19 protein-coding genes are annotated in these 17,309 nt (G+C 66.0%); 16 read left to right on the forward strand and 3 right to left on the reverse strand.

Going from position 1 to position 17,309, the window contains the following annotated elements:
- The first annotated feature begins 24 nt into the window (after positions 1 to 24).
- The 4 genes from DQG17_RS05825 to DQG17_RS05840 are packed head-to-tail and all read left to right on the forward strand — an operon-like array spanning position 25 to position 4,442.
- Entirely contained in the window at positions 25 to 1,023 is a 999-nt protein-coding gene (locus DQG17_RS05825; RefSeq protein ID WP_116131783.1) for an ABC transporter substrate-binding protein, read from the forward strand.
- The gene (locus DQG17_RS05830; RefSeq protein WP_198666033.1) at positions 1,013 to 1,816 is read left to right on the forward strand and encodes an ABC transporter ATP-binding protein; all 804 of its coding nucleotides are present in this window, start codon (positions 1,013 to 1,015) and stop codon (positions 1,814 to 1,816) included. The genes DQG17_RS05825 and DQG17_RS05830 overlap by 11 nt, the downstream gene beginning before the upstream one ends.
- Entirely contained in the window at positions 1,813 to 3,390 is a 1,578-nt protein-coding gene (locus tag DQG17_RS05835; protein WP_116131784.1) for an ABC transporter permease, read from the forward strand. The genes DQG17_RS05830 and DQG17_RS05835 overlap by 4 nt, the downstream gene beginning before the upstream one ends.
- The gene (locus tag DQG17_RS05840) at positions 3,387 to 4,442 is read left to right on the forward strand and encodes a glycosyltransferase family 4 protein (RefSeq protein ID WP_116131785.1); all 1,056 of its coding nucleotides are present in this window, start codon (positions 3,387 to 3,389) and stop codon (positions 4,440 to 4,442) included. Before DQG17_RS05835 ends, DQG17_RS05840 begins: the two co-directional genes overlap by 4 nt.
- Positions 4,443 to 4,472: 30 nt before the next feature.
- Here DQG17_RS05840 and DQG17_RS05845 read toward each other — a convergent pair whose 3' ends face one another.
- The gene (locus tag DQG17_RS05845) at positions 4,473 to 5,429 is read right to left on the reverse strand and encodes an NAD(P)H-binding protein (RefSeq protein ID WP_116131786.1); all 957 of its coding nucleotides are present in this window, start codon (positions 5,427 to 5,429) and stop codon (positions 4,473 to 4,475) included.
- Between the two features lie 309 nt (positions 5,430 to 5,738).
- Here DQG17_RS05845 and DQG17_RS05850 point away from each other — a divergent pair, with 309 nt between their 5' ends.
- The 9 genes from DQG17_RS05850 (at position 5,739) to DQG17_RS05890 (ending at position 13,318) form a co-directional block, all read left to right on the forward strand.
- Complete coding sequence (locus tag DQG17_RS05850) at positions 5,739 to 6,047, forward strand: putative quinol monooxygenase (RefSeq protein WP_116131787.1); 309 nt, start codon at positions 5,739 to 5,741, stop codon at positions 6,045 to 6,047.
- Complete coding sequence (locus DQG17_RS05855; protein WP_116131788.1) at positions 6,044 to 6,931, forward strand: DMT family transporter; 888 nt, start codon at positions 6,044 to 6,046, stop codon at positions 6,929 to 6,931. Before DQG17_RS05850 ends, DQG17_RS05855 begins: the two co-directional genes overlap by 4 nt.
- A 146-nt stretch (positions 6,932 to 7,077) precedes the next feature.
- Positions 7,078 to 8,277, forward strand: coding sequence for an OmpP1/FadL family transporter (locus tag DQG17_RS05860; protein WP_116131789.1), 1,200 nt, complete (start codon positions 7,078 to 7,080; stop codon positions 8,275 to 8,277).
- A 159-nt stretch (positions 8,278 to 8,436) separates the two neighbouring features.
- On the forward strand, positions 8,437 to 9,312 hold the full coding sequence (locus DQG17_RS05865) for an ATPase (RefSeq protein WP_116131790.1): 876 nt from the start codon (positions 8,437 to 8,439) through the stop codon (positions 9,310 to 9,312).
- 155 nt (positions 9,313 to 9,467) lie between these two features.
- On the forward strand, positions 9,468 to 10,394 hold the full coding sequence (gene metA, locus DQG17_RS05870; RefSeq protein WP_116131791.1) for a homoserine O-succinyltransferase: 927 nt from the start codon (positions 9,468 to 9,470) through the stop codon (positions 10,392 to 10,394).
- A 45-nt stretch (positions 10,395 to 10,439) separates the two neighbouring features.
- Complete coding sequence (locus tag DQG17_RS05875; protein ID WP_116131792.1) at positions 10,440 to 11,318, forward strand: alpha/beta fold hydrolase; 879 nt, start codon at positions 10,440 to 10,442, stop codon at positions 11,316 to 11,318.
- 45 nt (positions 11,319 to 11,363) lie between these two features.
- A complete protein-coding gene (gene ppk2 / locus DQG17_RS05880; RefSeq protein ID WP_116131793.1) occupies positions 11,364 to 12,233 on the forward strand; it encodes a polyphosphate kinase 2 in 870 nt (289 codons plus the stop codon).
- Positions 12,226 to 12,843 (forward strand): TetR/AcrR family transcriptional regulator, encoded by a 618-nt coding sequence (locus DQG17_RS05885; protein ID WP_116131794.1) that lies wholly within the window; start codon positions 12,226 to 12,228, stop codon positions 12,841 to 12,843. Before ppk2 ends, DQG17_RS05885 begins: the two co-directional genes overlap by 8 nt.
- A 253-nt stretch (positions 12,844 to 13,096) precedes the next feature.
- Positions 13,097 to 13,318 (forward strand): hypothetical protein, encoded by a 222-nt coding sequence (locus DQG17_RS05890; protein WP_116131795.1) that lies wholly within the window; start codon positions 13,097 to 13,099, stop codon positions 13,316 to 13,318.
- Positions 13,319 to 13,384: 66 nt separating this feature from the next.
- Here DQG17_RS05890 and hisI read toward each other — a convergent pair whose 3' ends face one another.
- Positions 13,385 to 13,744, reverse strand: coding sequence for a phosphoribosyl-AMP cyclohydrolase (hisI, locus tag DQG17_RS05895; RefSeq protein ID WP_116131796.1), 360 nt, complete (start codon positions 13,742 to 13,744; stop codon positions 13,385 to 13,387).
- An 80-nt stretch (positions 13,745 to 13,824) separates the two neighbouring features.
- Between hisI and DQG17_RS05900 the strand changes: the two genes are divergently transcribed.
- The 3 genes from DQG17_RS05900 (at position 13,825) to DQG17_RS05910 (ending at position 15,738) form a co-directional block, all read left to right on the forward strand.
- The gene (locus DQG17_RS05900) at positions 13,825 to 14,271 is read left to right on the forward strand and encodes an iron-sulfur cluster assembly scaffold protein (protein ID WP_116131797.1); all 447 of its coding nucleotides are present in this window, start codon (positions 13,825 to 13,827) and stop codon (positions 14,269 to 14,271) included.
- A 162-nt stretch (positions 14,272 to 14,433) separates the two neighbouring features.
- Complete coding sequence (locus DQG17_RS05905) at positions 14,434 to 14,757, forward strand: hypothetical protein (protein ID WP_157973533.1); 324 nt, start codon at positions 14,434 to 14,436, stop codon at positions 14,755 to 14,757.
- Between the two features lie 405 nt (positions 14,758 to 15,162).
- A complete protein-coding gene (locus DQG17_RS05910) occupies positions 15,163 to 15,738 on the forward strand; it encodes an integrase core domain-containing protein (protein ID WP_198666034.1) in 576 nt (191 codons plus the stop codon).
- Between the two features lie 58 nt (positions 15,739 to 15,796).
- Here DQG17_RS05910 and DQG17_RS05915 read toward each other — a convergent pair whose 3' ends face one another.
- Positions 15,797 to 17,203 carry an exopolysaccharide biosynthesis polyprenyl glycosylphosphotransferase gene (locus DQG17_RS05915; protein ID WP_232829338.1) on the reverse strand — a complete coding sequence of 469 codons (1,407 nt, stop codon included), beginning with the start codon at positions 17,201 to 17,203 and terminating at the stop codon, positions 15,797 to 15,799.
- Positions 17,204 to 17,309 lie beyond the last annotated feature (106 nt).

The following is a 17,309-nucleotide window of genomic DNA, read 5'->3' on the forward strand; positions in this document are numbered from 1 at the left end:
GTGCAGAGGAGACCGAGGACACCCATGGCCCCAGTACATCTTTCCCGCCGCAGAGTTATCGCCGGGGGCAGCGCCGGTCTGGCCGCGCTCGGCCTGGCCCTTTCCGCCCCGCGCGCCCGCGCACAGACCGCCGTCGGCCTGCAACTGTCCTGGCTGCACTCGGTTCAGTTCGCCGGAAGCTATATCGCGCTGTCGCGCGGCTGGTGGCAGGACGCGGGCCTCGACGTCTCGCTCCAGCAAGGCGGACCGAACGCCCCAGTCGAACCGCCGGTGGTCTCGGGTGCGGCACTGGTGGGGATCTCGGCCGCAGACTATACCGCGGCCGCCGTCGAACAGGGGGCACCGTTCCGGATCATCGGCGTCGCGATGCAGAAAAACCCCTTCGTCATCGCCTCGCTGCCTGCCAACCCGGTCAATGTCCCGGCCGATCTGGAGGGCAAACGGATCGGCATGGCGCTGGCCAACATGCCGGTCCTGCAGGCGCTGTGCACGCTCAACGATGTCGACATCGACCGGATCGAGGTCGTGCCGACCCAATACTCCGCGCAGCCGCTGGTGGCGGGGGACGTCGATTGCCTGCTTTGCTGGGAGACCGATCTGCCGGTCGCGATGGCAATGCAGGGCATCGAAAGCGTCACCATGCTGATGGCCGATTTCGGCTATGCGCTGCATTCCCAGACCTATATCGCAACCGAGGACAGTCTGGCCAATCGCCGGGATGAACTGGTCGCTCTCATGGCGGGCGAGGCGCGTGGCTGGGACGCCTATCGCGAGGACACCGACGCCGCCGCCGCGCTGGCGGTCGAGATGTTCCCCGATGCCGGCCTCGACCTTGCGACCCAGAAGCTGCAGGCGGTGCGGCAGGTGCCGCTGATGTTCTCGGATCTGACCGACACCTACGGCTTTGGCTGGTGGACGGACGAAGCGGTGGCAAACAACATCGCGACCCTGGCGCTGCTCGGCCATAACGTGACACCCGATCTCTGGGACCGTTCCATACTCGAAGAGGTTCATGGGATCTGAGGCGGATATAACGGAGTCCCCCGGCATACAGTGCATCGGCCTGAGCAAGGCGTTTCCGGGGGGCGTGGAGGTTATACGGCCACTCGATCTGACGCTCGAGGGCGGGCGGACGACGGCGCTGGTCGGTCCGTCTGGCTGTGGCAAGTCCACGCTTTTGCGCCTGATCGCGGGGTTGGAGGCGCCAAGCGCTGGCGAGGTTCTGATCGGCGGTGCCCCGCCCGCCGAGATCCTGCGCAAGGCCGGTCTTTCGATGGCGTTTCAGGACCATTCGCTGCTGCCGTGGCGGACCGTGCGCGGCAATATCGAACTGGCGCTGAAACTTGCCCGCAAGCCTGCCGATCCGCGCGCGGTCAGGGACCTTGTCCGGCTCGTCGGCCTCGACGGCTTTGCCGAAACCCGCCCCGGCGCGCTGTCGGGCGGGATGCGGCAGCGCGCGGCCATCGCGCGCGCCATGGTGACCGAACCGCGGCTGCTTTTGCTCGATGAACCGTTCGGTGCGGTCGACGAGATGACCCGCCGGCAATTGGCAGACGATCTGCCCCGGATCTGGGAGCAGCGTCGGACCACAACACTCCTAGTGACCCATTCGATCCCCGAGGCCGTGCTTCTGGCCGACCGGATCCTGGTGCTGTCGCCCCGGCCCGCCAGGATCGTTGCAGACCTTGCGGTGCCGCTGCCGCACCCGCATGCGCCCGGCGTTGCCGCGACGCCGGAATTCAATGCAATCGTCCAGGCCGTGTCGGCGGCTCTGGCCCGGGGGATGGCCGCGGCAAAGCCGCTGGCCGCGCAATGATCCCGACCGCGAAGCGGCCGGTGTCGCGCCCCGACTACACAGGGCTTCTTGGCGTCGCCGCTGTGCTGCTGGTCTGGGAACTGGCCGGGCGGGCGCTGGCGGGTGCCTATATCCTCGCCACGCCCTTGGACGTTCTGGCTCATATCCTGCAGAACGCCGGCCTGATCGGCCGCGCGCTGCGCGAGACGCTGGGCAATGCCGCAATCGGATTTGCCGCCGGCAATGCCGTGGCGATCCTGCTCGCATCGGCCGCACTTGCCTGGCCGCGAAGCGAGCCCGTCGTCTCGGGCCTTGCGCTGCTGGTCTTTTGCCTGCCGCTGGTGGCGACGGGTCCGATCCTGCGGGTTCTCTATGGGCCCGGCAACGGGCCGCAGATCACGCTGGCGGCGCTTGCGGTCTATTACACGACCTTCGTGCCGCTGCTTGTCGGGCTGCGCGCCGCGCCCGCGGTCTGGTTCGATCTTGTCCGCAGCTATGGCCGCGGCCGGATCGCCGAGCTTCGTTTTGTCCGGGCGCGGGCCTCGCTGCCCTATCTATTCGCCGGTCTGCAGATCGCCGCGCCCGCCGCATTTCTGGGCGCCATGGTTGGCGAGTTCACCGGGGCCGAACGCGGTATGGGCGTTCTGACCATCCGGGCCATGCGCGCGCTCGATGTCAGCGCAATCTGGGCGCTGGCGAGCGTTGCAGCCGCCGTGTCGATTCTGGCCTATGCCGCGGTCGGTCTGCTGGCGCGCCTGACCCTGACCGAAAGCCCGCCGGTGATCCTTGCGCCGCCGCCGCAGCCCCGGCTGACCGGGCGCCATGTGCCATTCGGAAATGCGGCACTGGTCCTCCTGTTCGCCCTGCTGATCTGGTGGGGCGCGATGGAGGCGTTTCACCTCAGCGCGTTCTTCGCCAAGCGCCCCGTCGATGTCTGGCAGGCGCTTGTGACAGCGCCGGACGCGGCCGAAACCCGGGTAAGGCTGGCCGTCGCGCTTGGCGAGACATCGGTGTTCCTGCTGCCGGGGGTCGCCGCGGGGCTTGCGCTTGGCGCGGGCCTTGCAATCGCGCTGATGCTGGCCCCGGCACTTGGCGCGGGCGCGACCTTTGTCGCCGTGGCGCTGCGATCTGTCCCCATCGTCGCAACCGCCCCCCTTGTCGTGCTGGCGTTCGGGCGCGGAGCCGTCGGGACCATTACGCTCGTTGCAGTCATGGTCTTCTTCCCGACCTTCGTCGCCTGCCGCCATGGGCTGCGGCAGGCGCCGGGCCAGGTGCTCGACGTTTTCGACAGCTATGCGGCCGGCCCCGTTCTGCGGCTTTGGCATGTCCAGATCCCGGCGATGCTGCCCGCCTTCTTCGCGGCGGCGCGGATGAGCGTGCCCGCCTCGGTGCTGGCAGTGACCGTGGTCGAATGGCTCGCCACCGGCCGCGGCATCGGCAGCCTGATGGCCCTTTCGGCCTCGCTGTCCGATTATGACCTGCTGTGGAGCTCGGTGGTGATCGTCGCGCTGCTGTCGGTCCTCGGCTATGCCGGGATCGGCGTCATGGAACGGCGTATTCTGGCGGTCTACGCGGCCGAGCAGGTCACGCGATGAGGGCGCCTGCGGCCTTTGCGATACCGGGCGACATCGATACGCTGACGGGCGGCTACATCTATGAGCGGTCCCTTCTGGAAGGGCTGAGGGCTGTCGGCCATGATGTGCTGCACCTGCCGCTTGGCGCCAGCTTCCCCGAACCCTCGGACGCGGACATGGCAGAGGCCGTTGCGGCCCTCGCCGCCGTGGACAAGGACTGCCCGCTGATCCTCGACGGGCTTGTCTTTGGCGCAATCGACACGGCCGGGCTGGCGAAGGTGACGGCACCGATTGTCGCCATGATCCACCACCCGCTCGCGCTCGAAAGCGGACTGTCCGAGGACCTGCGCGACCATCTGTTCCGAACCGAATGGAACAACCTTCGCCTCGCAGACCATGTCCTGGTGCCAAGCGCCCACACCCGCTCGATCCTGATCGGCCGGTACAACGTGGAACCGGGAAAAATCACCATCGTCCGGCCCGGCGTGGTGCCGCCGTCGGGGCCCTCGATCCCCGTCGAACCGCCGCTGATCCTGTCGGTCGGCATCCTACATCCGCGCAAGGGGCACGACATCCTGATCGAGGCGCTCGGCCGGATCCGGCACCTCGACTGGACTGCGGTCATCGTCGGCAGCGCCTGGGATGCCGCACATGCCGAGGATCTGGCGCGCGAGGTGGCCCGCTTGACCCTTGGCGACAGGGTGCACCTTGCCGGCCGGATCTCGACAGAGGATTTGCAGGGCCTCTATCGCGCCGCGAGCATCTTCGCGCTGGCCACGCGCTACGAGGGCTATGGCATGGTGTTCGACGAGGCCGTGAGCTACGGCCTGCCCATCGTCTCCTGCCGGACCGGCGCCGTTCCCGACACCGTGCCGCGCGACGCGGGGCTGCTGGTACCGTCTGACAATCCCGTGGCATTCGCCGACGCCATGGCACGCCTGCTTGGGGATGGGGACCTGCGTCAGTTCATGTCCGATGCGGCCCTTCGTGCCGCCGCCAAGGCCCCGGACTGGGCCCAGCAATCGAGCATCGCCAGCAAGGTTCTGGACGGGCTGGCCGCGAAGGGCCGGTGACCCCTGCCCCGCACCTGTCCCGCGGGGACGTTAGAAGACCGCATGTGCGCCCCGGTCGTCCGGGAGATCTTCGGTGGCAAGTCGCCTGTAGTGATCGGCGAGCGTTTCGCTGCCGAACTCGGGAGTTGCATCGGCATCGTATCTTCCGGTCGCCTCGTTCCAGACCAACATGGATTCGGTGGCATAGTAGCGGCCGATGCGCGCCAGTTCGGCCTTGTCGCGAAGCCGCGGAGAAAACGTCCCCAAAACCGAGAGGCCGGCGATGATCGCCGACATCATCGCGACGGGCACATGTTTGAACCGCGGCGTCAGACCCAGGGCCTGAAACAGCATTTCGCCCTGCGCGCGCGGGGTGATGGCAGGCCCCGGACCACCGATCGGCAGGATGCGGTTCTGCAGATCGGGATCGGCCAGGCATTGCACCAGATAGCGTGCCAGATCGTCGTCGCCGATCGGCTTGCAGGCGGTCAACGCGCCATTGCCGAACAGCAGAAACGGCTTGCCCGCACGCAGACGGTTCAACTGGCCCGAGAGCGACTTGAAGTAGGCGGTGGGGCGCACGATGGACCAGACAATCGGCGCGGCCTGCAGCTCGGCCTCGAAGGCGAGCTTGGCGTGCTGGAAGGCCAGCGCAGGTTTCTGCACGCAGATCGCGGACAGAAGGACAAACTGCGCGACCCCGGCGCCTTGGGCCGCGCGCAGGGCTGCGCTGTTGAGGTGGTGGTCGACGGCGCGCGCCTCGGCCGGGGCGCCGCTACGCGACGCCAGGCAAGAGATCACGGCATCGCAAGCATGCTCTTTCATCAAGGTCGCAAGGACGGGTTGTGTCAGCGCGCTGGGGACAGATGACGGCAGGGCGCTGGTGTCAGCGCCCGGACGCACCGGCGCGATGACCCGGTGGCCAGCCGCCGTCAGGGCCTTGGCTGTGGCGCGGCCAATCGTTCCGGTAGCCCCGAGCAACAGCACCGATCTGGGTGAAGGTGTCATGCCGGCGACGCTACCTCAGACCCTTCACGCGGGACATGCGGGTTTTTCGCACCGAACTCAGAAGACGTCCGTTCGCCGCGGGCTCTGATCCCGTCACCGCACCCCGGCGGCGTCGACGTGCCCGCAAGCCGCCGCCCCAGGCAGCATGTCATTGCCGGCCATCCGATCACGATTGCGGTCGCTGTCCGGCTTCCCGGCATCCGCTGGACCCTCCGCACCAACCGCCAAGGCGGTCTCTCGACAGTACCTGCCGGGGTTGCAGCCCGCGGCGCATCAAGGCAAGGATCGCGGAGCCGTGAGGAGACCACCATGATCGAGACAGCCCAACACAGCCCCCGCGGCCTGCGCCTGAGCGGCCACATCGATGTGCCTGCGGCGCGGCTTGCGGCCGTAACGGCCGCGCTGCCCGATCATATCCGGCTGAGCCGTGCGGAACCGGGATGCCTGCTGTTCGATGTCACGCCCGATCCGGCCCGACCGGGACGTTTCAACGTCTCGGAACGTTTTGTCGACAGGGCTGCCTTCGAGGCGCACCAGGCCCGCGTAGGTGCATCGGACTGGGGAAAGATCACCGAGGGCCTGCCCCGCAGCTACCGGATCGAGGAGGACCGGGCATGAGCGCGACCCTGCGCGCCGCGCTCTGGATGGTCGGCGGCATCGCCTCGTTTTCGTTGATGGCGGTCGCTGGCCGGGTGCTGTCCTCGGCGCACGACACGTTCGAGATCATGCTCTATCGCTCGGTCGTCAGCTTCGTGATCCTGCTGGTTGCGGCGCGGGTCCTTGGCTCGCTCGGCCAGGTCACGACGCGCAAGATGGGGCTGCAGCTGACCCGCAACCTGTTTCACTTCGTGGCCCAGAACCTGTGGTTCCTGGCGCTGGCGCTGATCCCGCTGGCGCAGGTCATCGCGCTCGAATTCACCTCGCCGATCTGGGTGGCGCTGATGGCGCCGCTGGTGCTGGGCGAACGGCTGACCCGGGTGCGGGCGCTGGCTGCCGTCATCGGCTTTGCCGGGGTCCTGATAATCGTCCGCCCCGATGTCGGTGGCATCAGCCCGCCGATGTTGGCCGCAGCCTTGGCCGCCGTCGGCTTTGCGGCCTCGGCCCTGTTCACACGCAAGCTGACACGGACCGAGACCGTCACCTGCATCATGTTCTGGCTGACCTCGATGCAGGCTGTCATGGCGCTGATCTGCGCGGGCGCCGACGGACAGATCGCGCTGCCTCCCGCCTGGGCCCTGCCCTGGTTCCTGATCATCGGAGCGACCGGACTTTCGGCCCATGTCTGCCTGTCCTCGGCGCTGGCGCTCGCCCCGGCCGCCGTCGTCATGCCGATGGATTTCCTGCGGCTACCGGTAATGGCGCTGATCGGCGCGCTGTTTTTCCACGAACCGCTGCAGATCACCGTCCTGATCGGCGCCGCGATCATCTTCGGGGCGAATGCGCTCAATTTGCGATCTCGGAGTCCGGAGGATATGCCGCAAGGTCATGTTGGCAAAACATAACTTGACAGCAAATCACCTCCCCGTGCCAAAGTGTCTCTGCGTAGAAAATAATCCCGATGATGAGTGTTTCCAACATTTCGGAACACAAAATCAGGTATTCAGGGGCACAAAGAGACGGCTGCGCATTTTGCGGGGGACAGAATACCATGAAGATCATTATCGCCAGCGTGTCAGCGGCCCTAGTGACGGCAGGTGCAGCATCTGCCGGCGGACTCGACCGGACCGGACAACCTATCGGTGTTCTTTTCGAGGATGGCGGGGCGACGGGCGGATATGCCGAGATCTCGTTGTCCTTCACCAACCCCAGCGTTTCCGGAACCGGCGAGGGCGTGCCAGCGACCCCGCCGTTTCTGCCGGGCAACGAGGCGGGCTTCGACTATGACGACATGGTCAACGATTTCTACACTGCCGGCGTTGCGCTGAAATTCAGGTTCAGCGACGCGTGGTCAGGCGCGCTGATCTTTGAAGAGCCCTTCGGTACCGACCTGCTTTACAACGGCAATCCCGCGACCACCGACCTTGGCGGCACCAAGGCCGACGCCGAAACCTCGACCCTCACCGCCCTGTTGCGCTACAAGTTCTCCGACAACTGGAGCGCCTATGGCGGGGTGCGGATCCAGCGGATCAAGGGCCAGATCTCGCTTGGCGGCCAGGCCTATGGCTATGTCAACGGCTACAACGTCGATCTCGATGGCAGCACGGCGGCCGGTTACGTCATAGGCGGCGCCTACGAGATCCCCGAGATCGCGCTCCGGATCGCGCTGACCTACAACTCGGCGATCACGCACAGCATGAACACGACCGAATCGGGCCCCGACATCCCGGTCGCAATTCCGGGCTACGGCGTCGTGATGGCCGATCTGCTGAACGGATCGTCCGTTACCGAGGTCAAGACGCCACAATCGATCAACCTCGACTTTCAAACCGGTGTCGCCCGCGACACGCTGCTGTTCGGCTCGGTCCGCTGGGTGGACTGGAGCCAGTTCCTGGTCGACCCGGTGCTGTTCACCTCTGTCACAGGCGTTGGCCTGGTCGAGATCGAGGATACCACCACCTACACGCTCGGCGTCGGGCGGCAGTTCACCGACAAACTCGCCGCCTCGGTCTCGGCCAGCTACGAGGCCAGCGCCGACGAGATGATCTCGCCGCTGCAGCCCTACACCGGGTTTTTCGCGCTGGCGCTCGGCGCCTCTTATGACGTCGGGGATTTCGTTATCTCGGCCGGGGTCCGGCACGCCTGGCTTGGCGACGCCAAGCCCTCGACCGGCGATCCCCTGGTCGCCCGCGCGGTGTTCGAGGACAATACCGCCACCTCCTTCGGTTTCCGCGTCGGCTATAATTTCTAGGCGCGGCGTCCGGTCGTCGCCTTGTCCTTCAGCGGCCTGCGATCCTTCCGGATCCTGCGCTGTGGCGCCCGCCCGCGAGCCGCGGGATTTCGCCGCTGCAGTGCGGCAGGTGTCGCAACCCCCCTAGTGAATCCCGCGTGGCCCGGCTACCACCGGGGCATGAGCTTCGTCCCACGCCTTTACCCCGATGCGGCCTCCTGGCATGCCGCGCCCGAGAAACGGATCCTGCTGTTCGGCATGTCCGGCCTTGGCAAGACACACGCGTCAACCATGCTGCGGGCTGGTGGCGACTGGTTCCACTATTCCGTCGATTACCGGATCGGCACCCGCTACATGGGCGAGCTGATCGCGGACGATTTCAAGCGCGAGGCGATGAAAGTGCCGCGCCTGCGCGAGTTGTTGCTGTCGGATTCGATCTTCATCGGCTCCAACATCACTTTCAACAACCTCACGCCGCTGTCCAACTATCTGGGCAAGCCCGGCGATCCGGCCCTGGGCGGGTTGCCGATCGACGAATACCGTAAGCGCCAGGATCAGCACCACACGGCCGAGGTTGCGGCCCTGCTCGACGCCCCGCGCTTTATCGAGCGCGCCGACACGATCTATGGCTATCCGCATTTCGTCTGCGATTCCGGCGGCTCGATCTGCGAGGTGGTCAACCCCGACGATCCCGAGGACCCGGTGCTGCGCGCGCTTGCGGGCTCGATGCTGATGGTCTGGATCGAAGGCTCCGAAGCGCACCGGCAGGAGCTGATCCGCCGTTTCGACCGGGCGCCGAAACCGATGTGCTATCGCCCCGAGTTCACCGACGCCTGCTGGCAGGACTACCTGAAGGAAAGCGGCTCCGAGCCGGAGGCCGTCGACCCCAATGCCTTCGTGCGCTTCGCCTATGGCCGCGCGCTTGCCGCCCGCCAGCCCGCCTATGCCGCCATGGCGCGCAACTGGGGGGTCAGCCTGCGCGCCGACGAGGTCGCGGCCGCACAAACCGCCGGGGCCTTCCTCGACCTGATCGGCGAGGCCCTCGACCGGTTGTGATCGCCCGCGTCCGCTGACGTCGGGAGGCAATGGTGCTGCGACTGTCGCCTGCGCAGTCCTGGCACGGACCGCTGTCGATTCCCGCACATGCGCTTGCGCTTGAGAACCGTTCGTGACTGACCTATGTCTGCGATCTGTTCAAAAGGACCTTGACGATGCCGATAACCCTGCCTGAAAACCTGCCCGCCTTCGACGTTCTGCAGAACGAAGGCGTGATGGTCATGGGCGAGGGTCGTGCCGCGCGCCAGGACATCCGCCCCCTGCGCATCGGGCTGCTGAACCTGATGCCCAAGAAAATCCAGACCGAGACCCAGTTTGCCCGGCTGATCGGCGCGACGCCGCTGCAGATCGACCTGAAACTGATCCGGATCTCGAGCCACGAGACCCGGAACACCGCAGCCGAGCACATGGAAGAATTCTATCGGCCCTGGACCGAGGTCGCCGACGAGAAGCTTGACGGGCTGATCATCACCGGCGCCCCGATCGAACACCTGCCCTACGAAGAGGTCACCTACTGGGACGAGATGAAGCAGATCTTCGACTGGACCCAGACCAACGTGCATTCGACCGTCGGTGTCTGCTGGGGCGGCATGGCGATGATCAACTATTTTCACGGTGTGCCGAAACATCTGCTGGACCAGAAGGCGTTCGGCTGTTTCCGGCACCGCAATCTTGCCCCGGCCTCGCCCTATCTCAGCGGCTTTTCGGACGACCTGCTGATGCCGGTCAGCCGCTGGACCGAGGTGCGCCAGCACGAGGTCGACGCGGTCGCCGACCTGATCCCGCTGATCGGCTCGGACGAGACCGGCCCGGCGCTGGTCTCGGATCCGGGGCGCCGTGCGCTCTATGTTTTCAACCACTTCGAATACGACAGCAACACGTTGAAGGAAGAATACGACCGCGACGTTGTCGAGGGAAAGGCGATCTCCGTGCCGGTGAACTACTATCCCGACGACGATCCCGAACTGCCGCCGACCAACCGCTGGCGCAGCCACGCTCACCTTTTCTATGGCAACTGGATCAACCAGATCTATCAGAGCACGCCGTTCGACATGGAACGGATCGGGCTCGAATCGATGTGAGGGTGTGATGGGACGACGCACGGCGCGCACCACGAGGCACCGCCCGTGACCGGATCGAAGGCCGAACAGGACTATCCGCCCGAGGGCGAATTCCTGACCATCGACGGCCGGCGGCTGCATGTTCTGGTGCAGGGCAGCGGCCCCGACGTGGTGCTGATCCACGGCGCCTCGGGCAACCTGCGCGATTTCACCTATGACCTCGTGGACCGGCTGGTACCGCGGTACCGGGTGATCGCCGTCGACCGGCCGGGACTGGGACATTCCGACCGGTTGCACGACGACGGCGAAAGCCCCGCCGAACAGGCCGCAGTGCTCGACCGTGCCGCGGCGATGCTGGGCGTCGAACGCGCCGTTGTCGTCGGCCATTCCTATGGCGGGGCGGTGGCCCTGTCCTGGGCGCTCGACCATCCGGACCGCGTCGCCGCCGTCGTCTCGCTGGCCGGCGCCGCAATGCCCTGGCCGGGCGAGCTTGGCCCCTGGTACCGCGTCGCCTCGACCGGGATGGGCGGGGCGACGCTGGTTCCCATGGTCGCGGCATTGCTGCCATCCGTGGTTGTGCGCCGGCTGATCGGCAAGATCTTTTCGCCGCAGGATGCGCCCGCCGGCTATGCCGACCATGTCGGCGTCGATCTGAGCCTGCAGCCCGACGTGCTGCGCGCGAATGTCCGTCAGGTCGGCACGCTCAAGGACCACCTTGCCGTCATGGCGCCGCGATACCCCACGCTGCGGCTGCCGATCGAGATCCTGCAGGGCACGGCCGACACGATCGTGCCCGCCGTTGTCCATGCCCGGCCGCTGCGCGAGATCGCTCCCGATGCCCGGCTGACCGAACTGCCCGGGGTCGGCCACATGCTTCACCATGTCGATCCTGCGGCCACGGTCGCGGCAATCGACAATGCGGCACGACGGGGCGGATTGAACTGACCGGGTCCTCCTGCCAAGATCGGTCCGATACCGGAGGTACCTACGATGAATATGCCATTCGATGGTGCGATCAGCACCTTCTACAAGAAAAAGGCACCGAAGGATGTCCGCGAGGCCATAGATGAGGCCAAGGGGCACACGATCCTGAACGGCAGCTATCCCTACAAGACGCGGATGGATGCTGACGACTATGAAAAGACGCTGCTTTTGCTGCAGATCGAACTGGTCAAGCTGCAGGCCTGGGCACGCGAGTCCGGCGCCAGAATCGCGATCCTGTTCGAGGGTCGCGATGCGGCCGGCAAGGGCGGCACGATCAAGCGGTTCCGCGAACATCTGAACCCGCGCAGCGCGCGCGTGGTCGCCCTGCCCGCACCCTCGGACCGCGAGGCCTCGCAATGGTATTTCCAGCGCTATATCGAACACATGCCGGCAGGCGGCGAGATCGTCATGTTCGACCGGTCCTGGTACAACCGCGGCGTGGTCGAACCGGTGTTCGGATTCTGCACCAAGCCGGAACGCCAGGCGTTCTTCAAGCAGCTTCCGGATTTCGAAAAGCTGCTGGTCGAGGACGGGATCACCCTGTTCAAGATCTGGCTGAACGTCGGCCAGGCCGAACAGCTCAACCGGATGCTGGCACGCGAAAGCGATCCGCTCAAGCAATGGAAGCTGAGCCGTATCGACGTCGAAGGGCTGAGTCTGTGGGAGGAATACACCCAGGCCATCACCGAAACGCTGCACCTGAGCCACGAAATATACGCCCCCTGGACGGTCATCCGCTCGGACGACAAGCGCCGGGCCCGGATCCAGGCCATGAAACAGGTGCTGAGCCAGATCGACTACAAGGGCAAGATCGACAAGGTCGTGGGCGAGATCGATCCGCTGATCTGCGGGGGTCCTGCCCTGCTTCATGCCTAAGCGCGGCTATCATCACGGCAACCTGCGCCAGGCGCTGGTCGATGCCGCGCTCATCCTGATCGAGAGCAAGGGCCCGCAGGGCTTCACGCTGACCGAAGCCGCCAAGGCGGCGGGCGTCACGCCCGCTGCGGTATATCGCCATTTTCAGGGCCGCGAAGAGCTGATCGCCGAGGCGGCGCACCAGGGATTCGAGATCTTCGGCGACCTGATGGAATACGCCTTTCAAAAGGGACAGCCCTCGGCGCTTGCCAGTTTCGAGGCCACGGGGCGCGCCTATCTGGCCTTCGCCGAAAAATATCCCGGTCATTATCAGGCGATGTTCGAAAGCGGCATCCCGATCCGCGCCACGCCCGAGCTTGCCTCGGTCGCCGACCGTGCGATGGGGGTGCTTGAACGTGCCGCGCGCGAGCTGTCGGCCCATATCCCGGCCGACAAGCGGCCGCCCGCACAGATGGTCGCGGCGCATATCTGGGCAATGTGCCACGGCGTGGTCGAGCTTTATGCCCGTGGCAGCCCCGGCCGCCGCACCCCCTTTCCGCCCGAGGATCTGCTGGAAAGCGGCATCGGCATCTACCTGCGCGGCCTCGGCCTGCTGCCTCCCGACGACTGATCGGCGCCGCCCGCGTGGGCAAATGCGCAACACATCGGCATTCATCCAATCCGCCCCCAGACACCGGCAAAATTCCGCTCAAATGCAGCAATTCTGACGGCCCGGGCGGCTGTTTTTACTGGAAGAACTTCGCCAGAATCGCCACGCTGTCACTCAGTTGAGTTCTTTGTTTGCCAGTGTGTCGTGCGACCCCGCCGGATCGCGCCCCGTTTTGTGGCGGCGCAGGTGCCGGCCAGAACAGAGGATCATACGGATGACCTGGAGCGATATCCTGACGGAATGGACCGACCACCTCGCGCAACTCGGTCAGATCTTTCCCCATGCCGACGCTGCCGCTTTGGCACGGTTTCGCGGCAACAAGCTGCTGCTTGCCGAATATATCGCCGACACCCATGATCTGACGTTCCGCGAAGGGCTCGAAGCTGTCGAGATGCGCCTGCTTCCCTGCGCCCGCCCGCTGCGCGACGCCGCCTGAGCGGCACAGCCCGCAAATCGTTCCTGTCAGACCCACAAAGGCGGGATAAGGCGCGCTATCCCGGGCTCATTCCATGGGTGAAAGGATCTCGACTTCGTCGCCCTGACGGATCGCAGTATAGAAGCAGCTGCGGCGATTGGTGTGGCAGGCCGGACCGCTCTGATGCACCAGAACCAGCAGGCAGTCGCGGTCGCAATCGACGCGCATTTCGACCAGCTCCTGCACATGCCCCGAAGTCTCGCCCTTGACCCAGAACGATTGTCTTGATCTAGACCAATATGTTACACGGCCTTCTTCATGCGTTTTCTGAACGGCCGCGGCGTTCATCCAGGCCATCATCAGCACCTCGCCGGACTCGGCGTCCTGGGCGATGGCTGGGATCAGCCCCTGTGCATCAAAGCACAGGCTTTGCGGATCGAAGGCCATGGCTGCTCCTTTTCTTTGCCGGAAGGCGCTACTATGTTTGTCGCTATTGTCTCTGAAGACAGTCTGAGGACGGACAGCAAATGGCCAGCGATATCGACCTCGTCAAGCTTTATTCCGGGCGGATCCTTGCGCTTGCGGCCGAGATTCCGCATCTCGGACGGATCGAGCGGCCCTCGGCCACAGCGCGCCGCCGCGCACCGATGTGCGGGTCGACCGTGACGGTGGACCTGGTCATACGCGACGGCCGGATCGCCGATTTCGCTCAGGACGTGAAGGCCTGTGCCCTGGGCCAGGCGGCAGCCTCGGTGCTGGGTGCCCATGTGATCGGGCGCAGCCGGGCCGAGGTCGAGGCGGCGCGCGACCAGTTGCACGCCATGCTGACCGCCGAAGGCCCCGTGCCCGACGCGCCGTTCGAAGACCTTGAGGTGCTGCTGCCGGCCCGCGAGTTCCGCAATCGTCACGGCTCGATCCTGCTGGCCTTCGATGCGACCGCAGAGGCGATGGCCGAGGCCGAGAAGGCCGCCTGACGCCACCGTCTCCGCCCCTCCCCCAAACGGCGATTTTTCCCGGCCGACCGGGCCGGTGCGACGGGTTTTGTCCGGTTTCGTCATATCCGTTTCACATGCGGGGTCTTGGATCGCCCTGCGGGGTCGCCTGTACCCCGGAGTGAAACAAGGAGCCTCCCCGAAATGCGAATGATCCTCGCCGCCACCGCCACCGCCATTGCCGTTCTGACAACCGGCGCCCATGCCGAGGTTCCCGCCTTCGATGCCCAGTGCCCGGGCGGCGTCAACGTGCGTGCCGAGGCCGGTGGCCCGGTCACCTTCGACGGCCGCGCGGCCGAGGTCGAGATGACGGGCGATACCACCTATGAGGCGACCCGCAAGAAGGACACCGCTACCATCACAGTCCATGAAGACGGCTCGGCCGCGGTTTCGTTCGAAGGCGGGCACACGATTGGCGGGGCCTGCACGCTCATCCGTTCTTCATCCCCGACAGAGAGCGACAGCTAGGCACCGTTCCTGAAGAACCCCCTGCGCGGCGCAGTCGCTGCCGGGATGGGCCTGCCCGAGGACTGGTCCCGGGCGATCCGGCGAGCCATGGACGCGCCACGGGTCCGAGCGACCATGGTGAGGAATTGATCCGATCGCTTCATGAGGGCCTTCTGGCGGACGCAATCGCGGTGCCGCTGACCAAGCTCTGCGCGTGGTTCGGTGTTCCGTGTCGGACGGTCTACTACAGGCCGAGCAAGGCGGCGGCGAAGGTCGATCCCCGCTTCGCAGACCCTATCAAGGCAATGATCGAGGCGGAGCCGTCTTGGTTTCGGGACGACCGCATGGCTGCTCGGGCTGAACAAAAATACGGTGCCGCGACTATTCCAGATCAAGGGCTGGCAGGTCAGGAAACGGGCTGTCGGCATGCGCCCAGGTATCCAGGCCGTGCCTTCTGTCGCGTCGCCACTGTCGCTCGGACCAATGGCACAATCATGGCGACCGCCGAATGAACGTTGGTCCACTGATCTGGCGCGCGTCTGGACCGGAAAGGATGGCTTGGCCTCGCCGGCTCTGGTGATCGACTGCCACACAGGCAAGCTTCTGGGCCGGCACCTGTCGCGGTCCGGAAAGGCAACCGCGGCAAGCGCAGCCCTCGAGCATGCCCTGAATGCCAGGGTCGGCGCTCTCCGCCGGGTCGCGGAAGAGTTCCTTCTGAGGTCGGGCAATGGGCTGGTCTTCGCAAGTCGCCACTTCACGGCCATCGTCCGCAGCCATGGCCTGAAGCAGGCGTTCATCACGCTGCACTGCCCCCGGCAGAATGGCATGGTCGAGCGCGTGATCCGGACCCTCAAGGAACAACGCATCCACCGTCATCGCTTCGAGAGCATCCGACACGCAACCCGCATCAACGGCGACTGGATCAGTTTCCTCAACAACCGCCGCCCTCATCAGGCTCTTGCCATGCGCAGGCCTGCCCGGGCATTCAGATTGGCGGCTTAACCCGCGCGGAGTCCGCTGGGCCGATACAGAATTGCATCCTCAGACCGGGATCAAATACCTAATAGGCGCGACGCGTGTCGAGCAGGCTGATCGGCGTTCGCAGCAGGATCATCAGGTCAAACCACAGCGACCAGTTCTCGATGTAATAGATATCATGGGCAAATCGCGCGCGGAGGCTGTCGGGATCGTCCACCTCCCCCCGCCAGCCATTGATCTGCGCCCAGCCGGTGATCCCCGGCGGCATCCGGTGGCGCGCCGAATACCCGTCCACGATCCGGTCGAACGCCTCCTGCCGCGAGGACCGCGCCGCCACGGCATGCGGGCGCGGCCCCACCAGCGACAGCGTCCCGCCCATCACGTTGAAGAGCTGCGGCAGCTCGTCGATCGAGGTCTTGCGCAGAAACCGCCCGACCCGCGTCACCCGCGCGTCGCCCCTGACCACCACCTGCGCTGCCGTCGGGTCGGTCTGGTCGGCGCGCATGCTGCGGAACTTCCATACCCGGACCGGATGGTTGTTGAACCCGTACCGCTCCTGCCTGAAAAAGACCGGACCGGGGCTGTCCAGCCGCACCGCCAGCGCAGCAACCAGCATCACCGGCGAGAGCAGCACCAACAGGACAGCCCCAAGGCAGAGATCGAACGCCCGCTTCACCGCCCGCCGCTCCGGCTGGAAACTTGCGGGCAACAGCGCGCTCAGGCCCTCCGGTCCGTCTTCGAACCGGAAGTCCTGACTGAAGGCCGACAGGTGCACCGGCACCGGCAGAACCCGAAACCGTGCCAGCAACTGAGCGATCCGGGTCGCTGCCTCGGGCGGGAGCGTCACGATGATCAAATCGACCTCCGCCTGCCGACAAAAGCCGACCAACTCGGCAAAGCGGCCGATCTTCGGCACGTCGAGCACTAGGTCGGGCGACCGGTCGCGACCGCGGTCGTCGAAGATCCCGCAGATCCGGATGTCGTTGCCGGGCCGCTGTGCGAGCCCCCGGATCAACGCCGTGGCCCCCGCTCCGCCGCCGACCAGCACTGCCCGCCGTTCCGTCAGGCCTTGCTGCACCGCCCATTTCGTTGCACTGGCCAGCGCCAGTCGAAGCACAACCAGTGCGGGCACACAGGCCACCGCAATGACGACCCCCGGCCCGTCCGCGAACCAAACAAGCGCCGTGCCCGCCGCAAGCCCTGCGAGTGCGGACAGCACGCCCCGCCGGACATGCAGCATCCTGTCCAGCCGGTAGCCCCTGAGCACCGCGGTCAGCGGCACGGCGCACCCCGCGACCAGCAGCGCCAGGAGAAGACCATGACCGCCGGAGAACTCATACACCACAGCATATTGCGCGAACCACGCGGCCAGCACGATCGCCGACGCCTCTGCCCCCGCCGCCAGAAGCGCGATGCGCACCGGCGCAAGCGATGACCGTCGCATCCGCCAGGCGACGTTCCGTGCAGCCTCGGTCAGTCCTTTGTCCAATGACGCCTCCAGGCGAGATCACAGGGTTCCGGTTTCGACACCGCGTTCAGATCCGGGCAGGAAGGGTCAGGCATGGGACCTGACCGGAGTTCCCGCAGTGGGGCGC

The sequence above is a fragment of the Tropicimonas sp. IMCC34043 genome (assembly GCF_003390845.1).
Classification (GTDB): domain Bacteria; phylum Pseudomonadota; class Alphaproteobacteria; order Rhodobacterales; family Rhodobacteraceae; genus Tropicimonas.

Excerpts from the sequence above, each read along its gene's own strand:
- DQG17_RS05825 (WP_116131783.1), top strand. The coding sequence starts at position 25 with ATGGCCCCAGTACATCTTTCCCGCCGCAGAGTTATCGCCGGGGGCAGC.
- DQG17_RS05830 (WP_198666033.1), top strand. The coding sequence starts at position 1,013 with ATGGGATCTGAGGCGGATATAACGGAGTCCCCCGGCATACAGTGCATC.
- DQG17_RS05835 (WP_116131784.1), top strand. The coding sequence starts at position 1,813 with ATGATCCCGACCGCGAAGCGGCCGGTGTCGCGCCCCGACTACACAGGG.
- DQG17_RS05840 (WP_116131785.1), top strand. The coding sequence starts at position 3,387 with ATGAGGGCGCCTGCGGCCTTTGCGATACCGGGCGACATCGATACGCTG.
- DQG17_RS05845 (WP_116131786.1), bottom strand. The coding sequence starts at position 5,429 with ATGACACCTTCACCCAGATCGGTGCTGTTGCTCGGGGCTACCGGAACG.
- DQG17_RS05850 (WP_116131787.1), top strand. The coding sequence starts at position 5,739 with ATGATCGAGACAGCCCAACACAGCCCCCGCGGCCTGCGCCTGAGCGGC.
- DQG17_RS05855 (WP_116131788.1), top strand. The coding sequence starts at position 6,044 with ATGAGCGCGACCCTGCGCGCCGCGCTCTGGATGGTCGGCGGCATCGCC.
- DQG17_RS05860 (WP_116131789.1), top strand. The coding sequence starts at position 7,078 with ATGAAGATCATTATCGCCAGCGTGTCAGCGGCCCTAGTGACGGCAGGT.
- DQG17_RS05865 (WP_116131790.1), top strand. The coding sequence starts at position 8,437 with ATGAGCTTCGTCCCACGCCTTTACCCCGATGCGGCCTCCTGGCATGCC.
- metA (WP_116131791.1), top strand. The coding sequence starts at position 9,468 with ATGCCGATAACCCTGCCTGAAAACCTGCCCGCCTTCGACGTTCTGCAG.
- ppk2 (WP_116131793.1), top strand. The coding sequence starts at position 11,364 with ATGAATATGCCATTCGATGGTGCGATCAGCACCTTCTACAAGAAAAAG.
- DQG17_RS05885 (WP_116131794.1), top strand. The coding sequence starts at position 12,226 with ATGCCTAAGCGCGGCTATCATCACGGCAACCTGCGCCAGGCGCTGGTC.
- DQG17_RS05890 (WP_116131795.1), top strand. The coding sequence starts at position 13,097 with ATGACCTGGAGCGATATCCTGACGGAATGGACCGACCACCTCGCGCAA.
- hisI (WP_116131796.1), bottom strand. The coding sequence starts at position 13,744 with ATGGCCTTCGATCCGCAAAGCCTGTGCTTTGATGCACAGGGGCTGATC.
- DQG17_RS05900 (WP_116131797.1), top strand. The coding sequence starts at position 13,825 with ATGGCCAGCGATATCGACCTCGTCAAGCTTTATTCCGGGCGGATCCTT.
- DQG17_RS05905 (WP_157973533.1), top strand. The coding sequence starts at position 14,434 with ATGCGAATGATCCTCGCCGCCACCGCCACCGCCATTGCCGTTCTGACA.
- DQG17_RS05910 (WP_198666034.1), top strand. The coding sequence starts at position 15,163 with ATGCGCCCAGGTATCCAGGCCGTGCCTTCTGTCGCGTCGCCACTGTCG.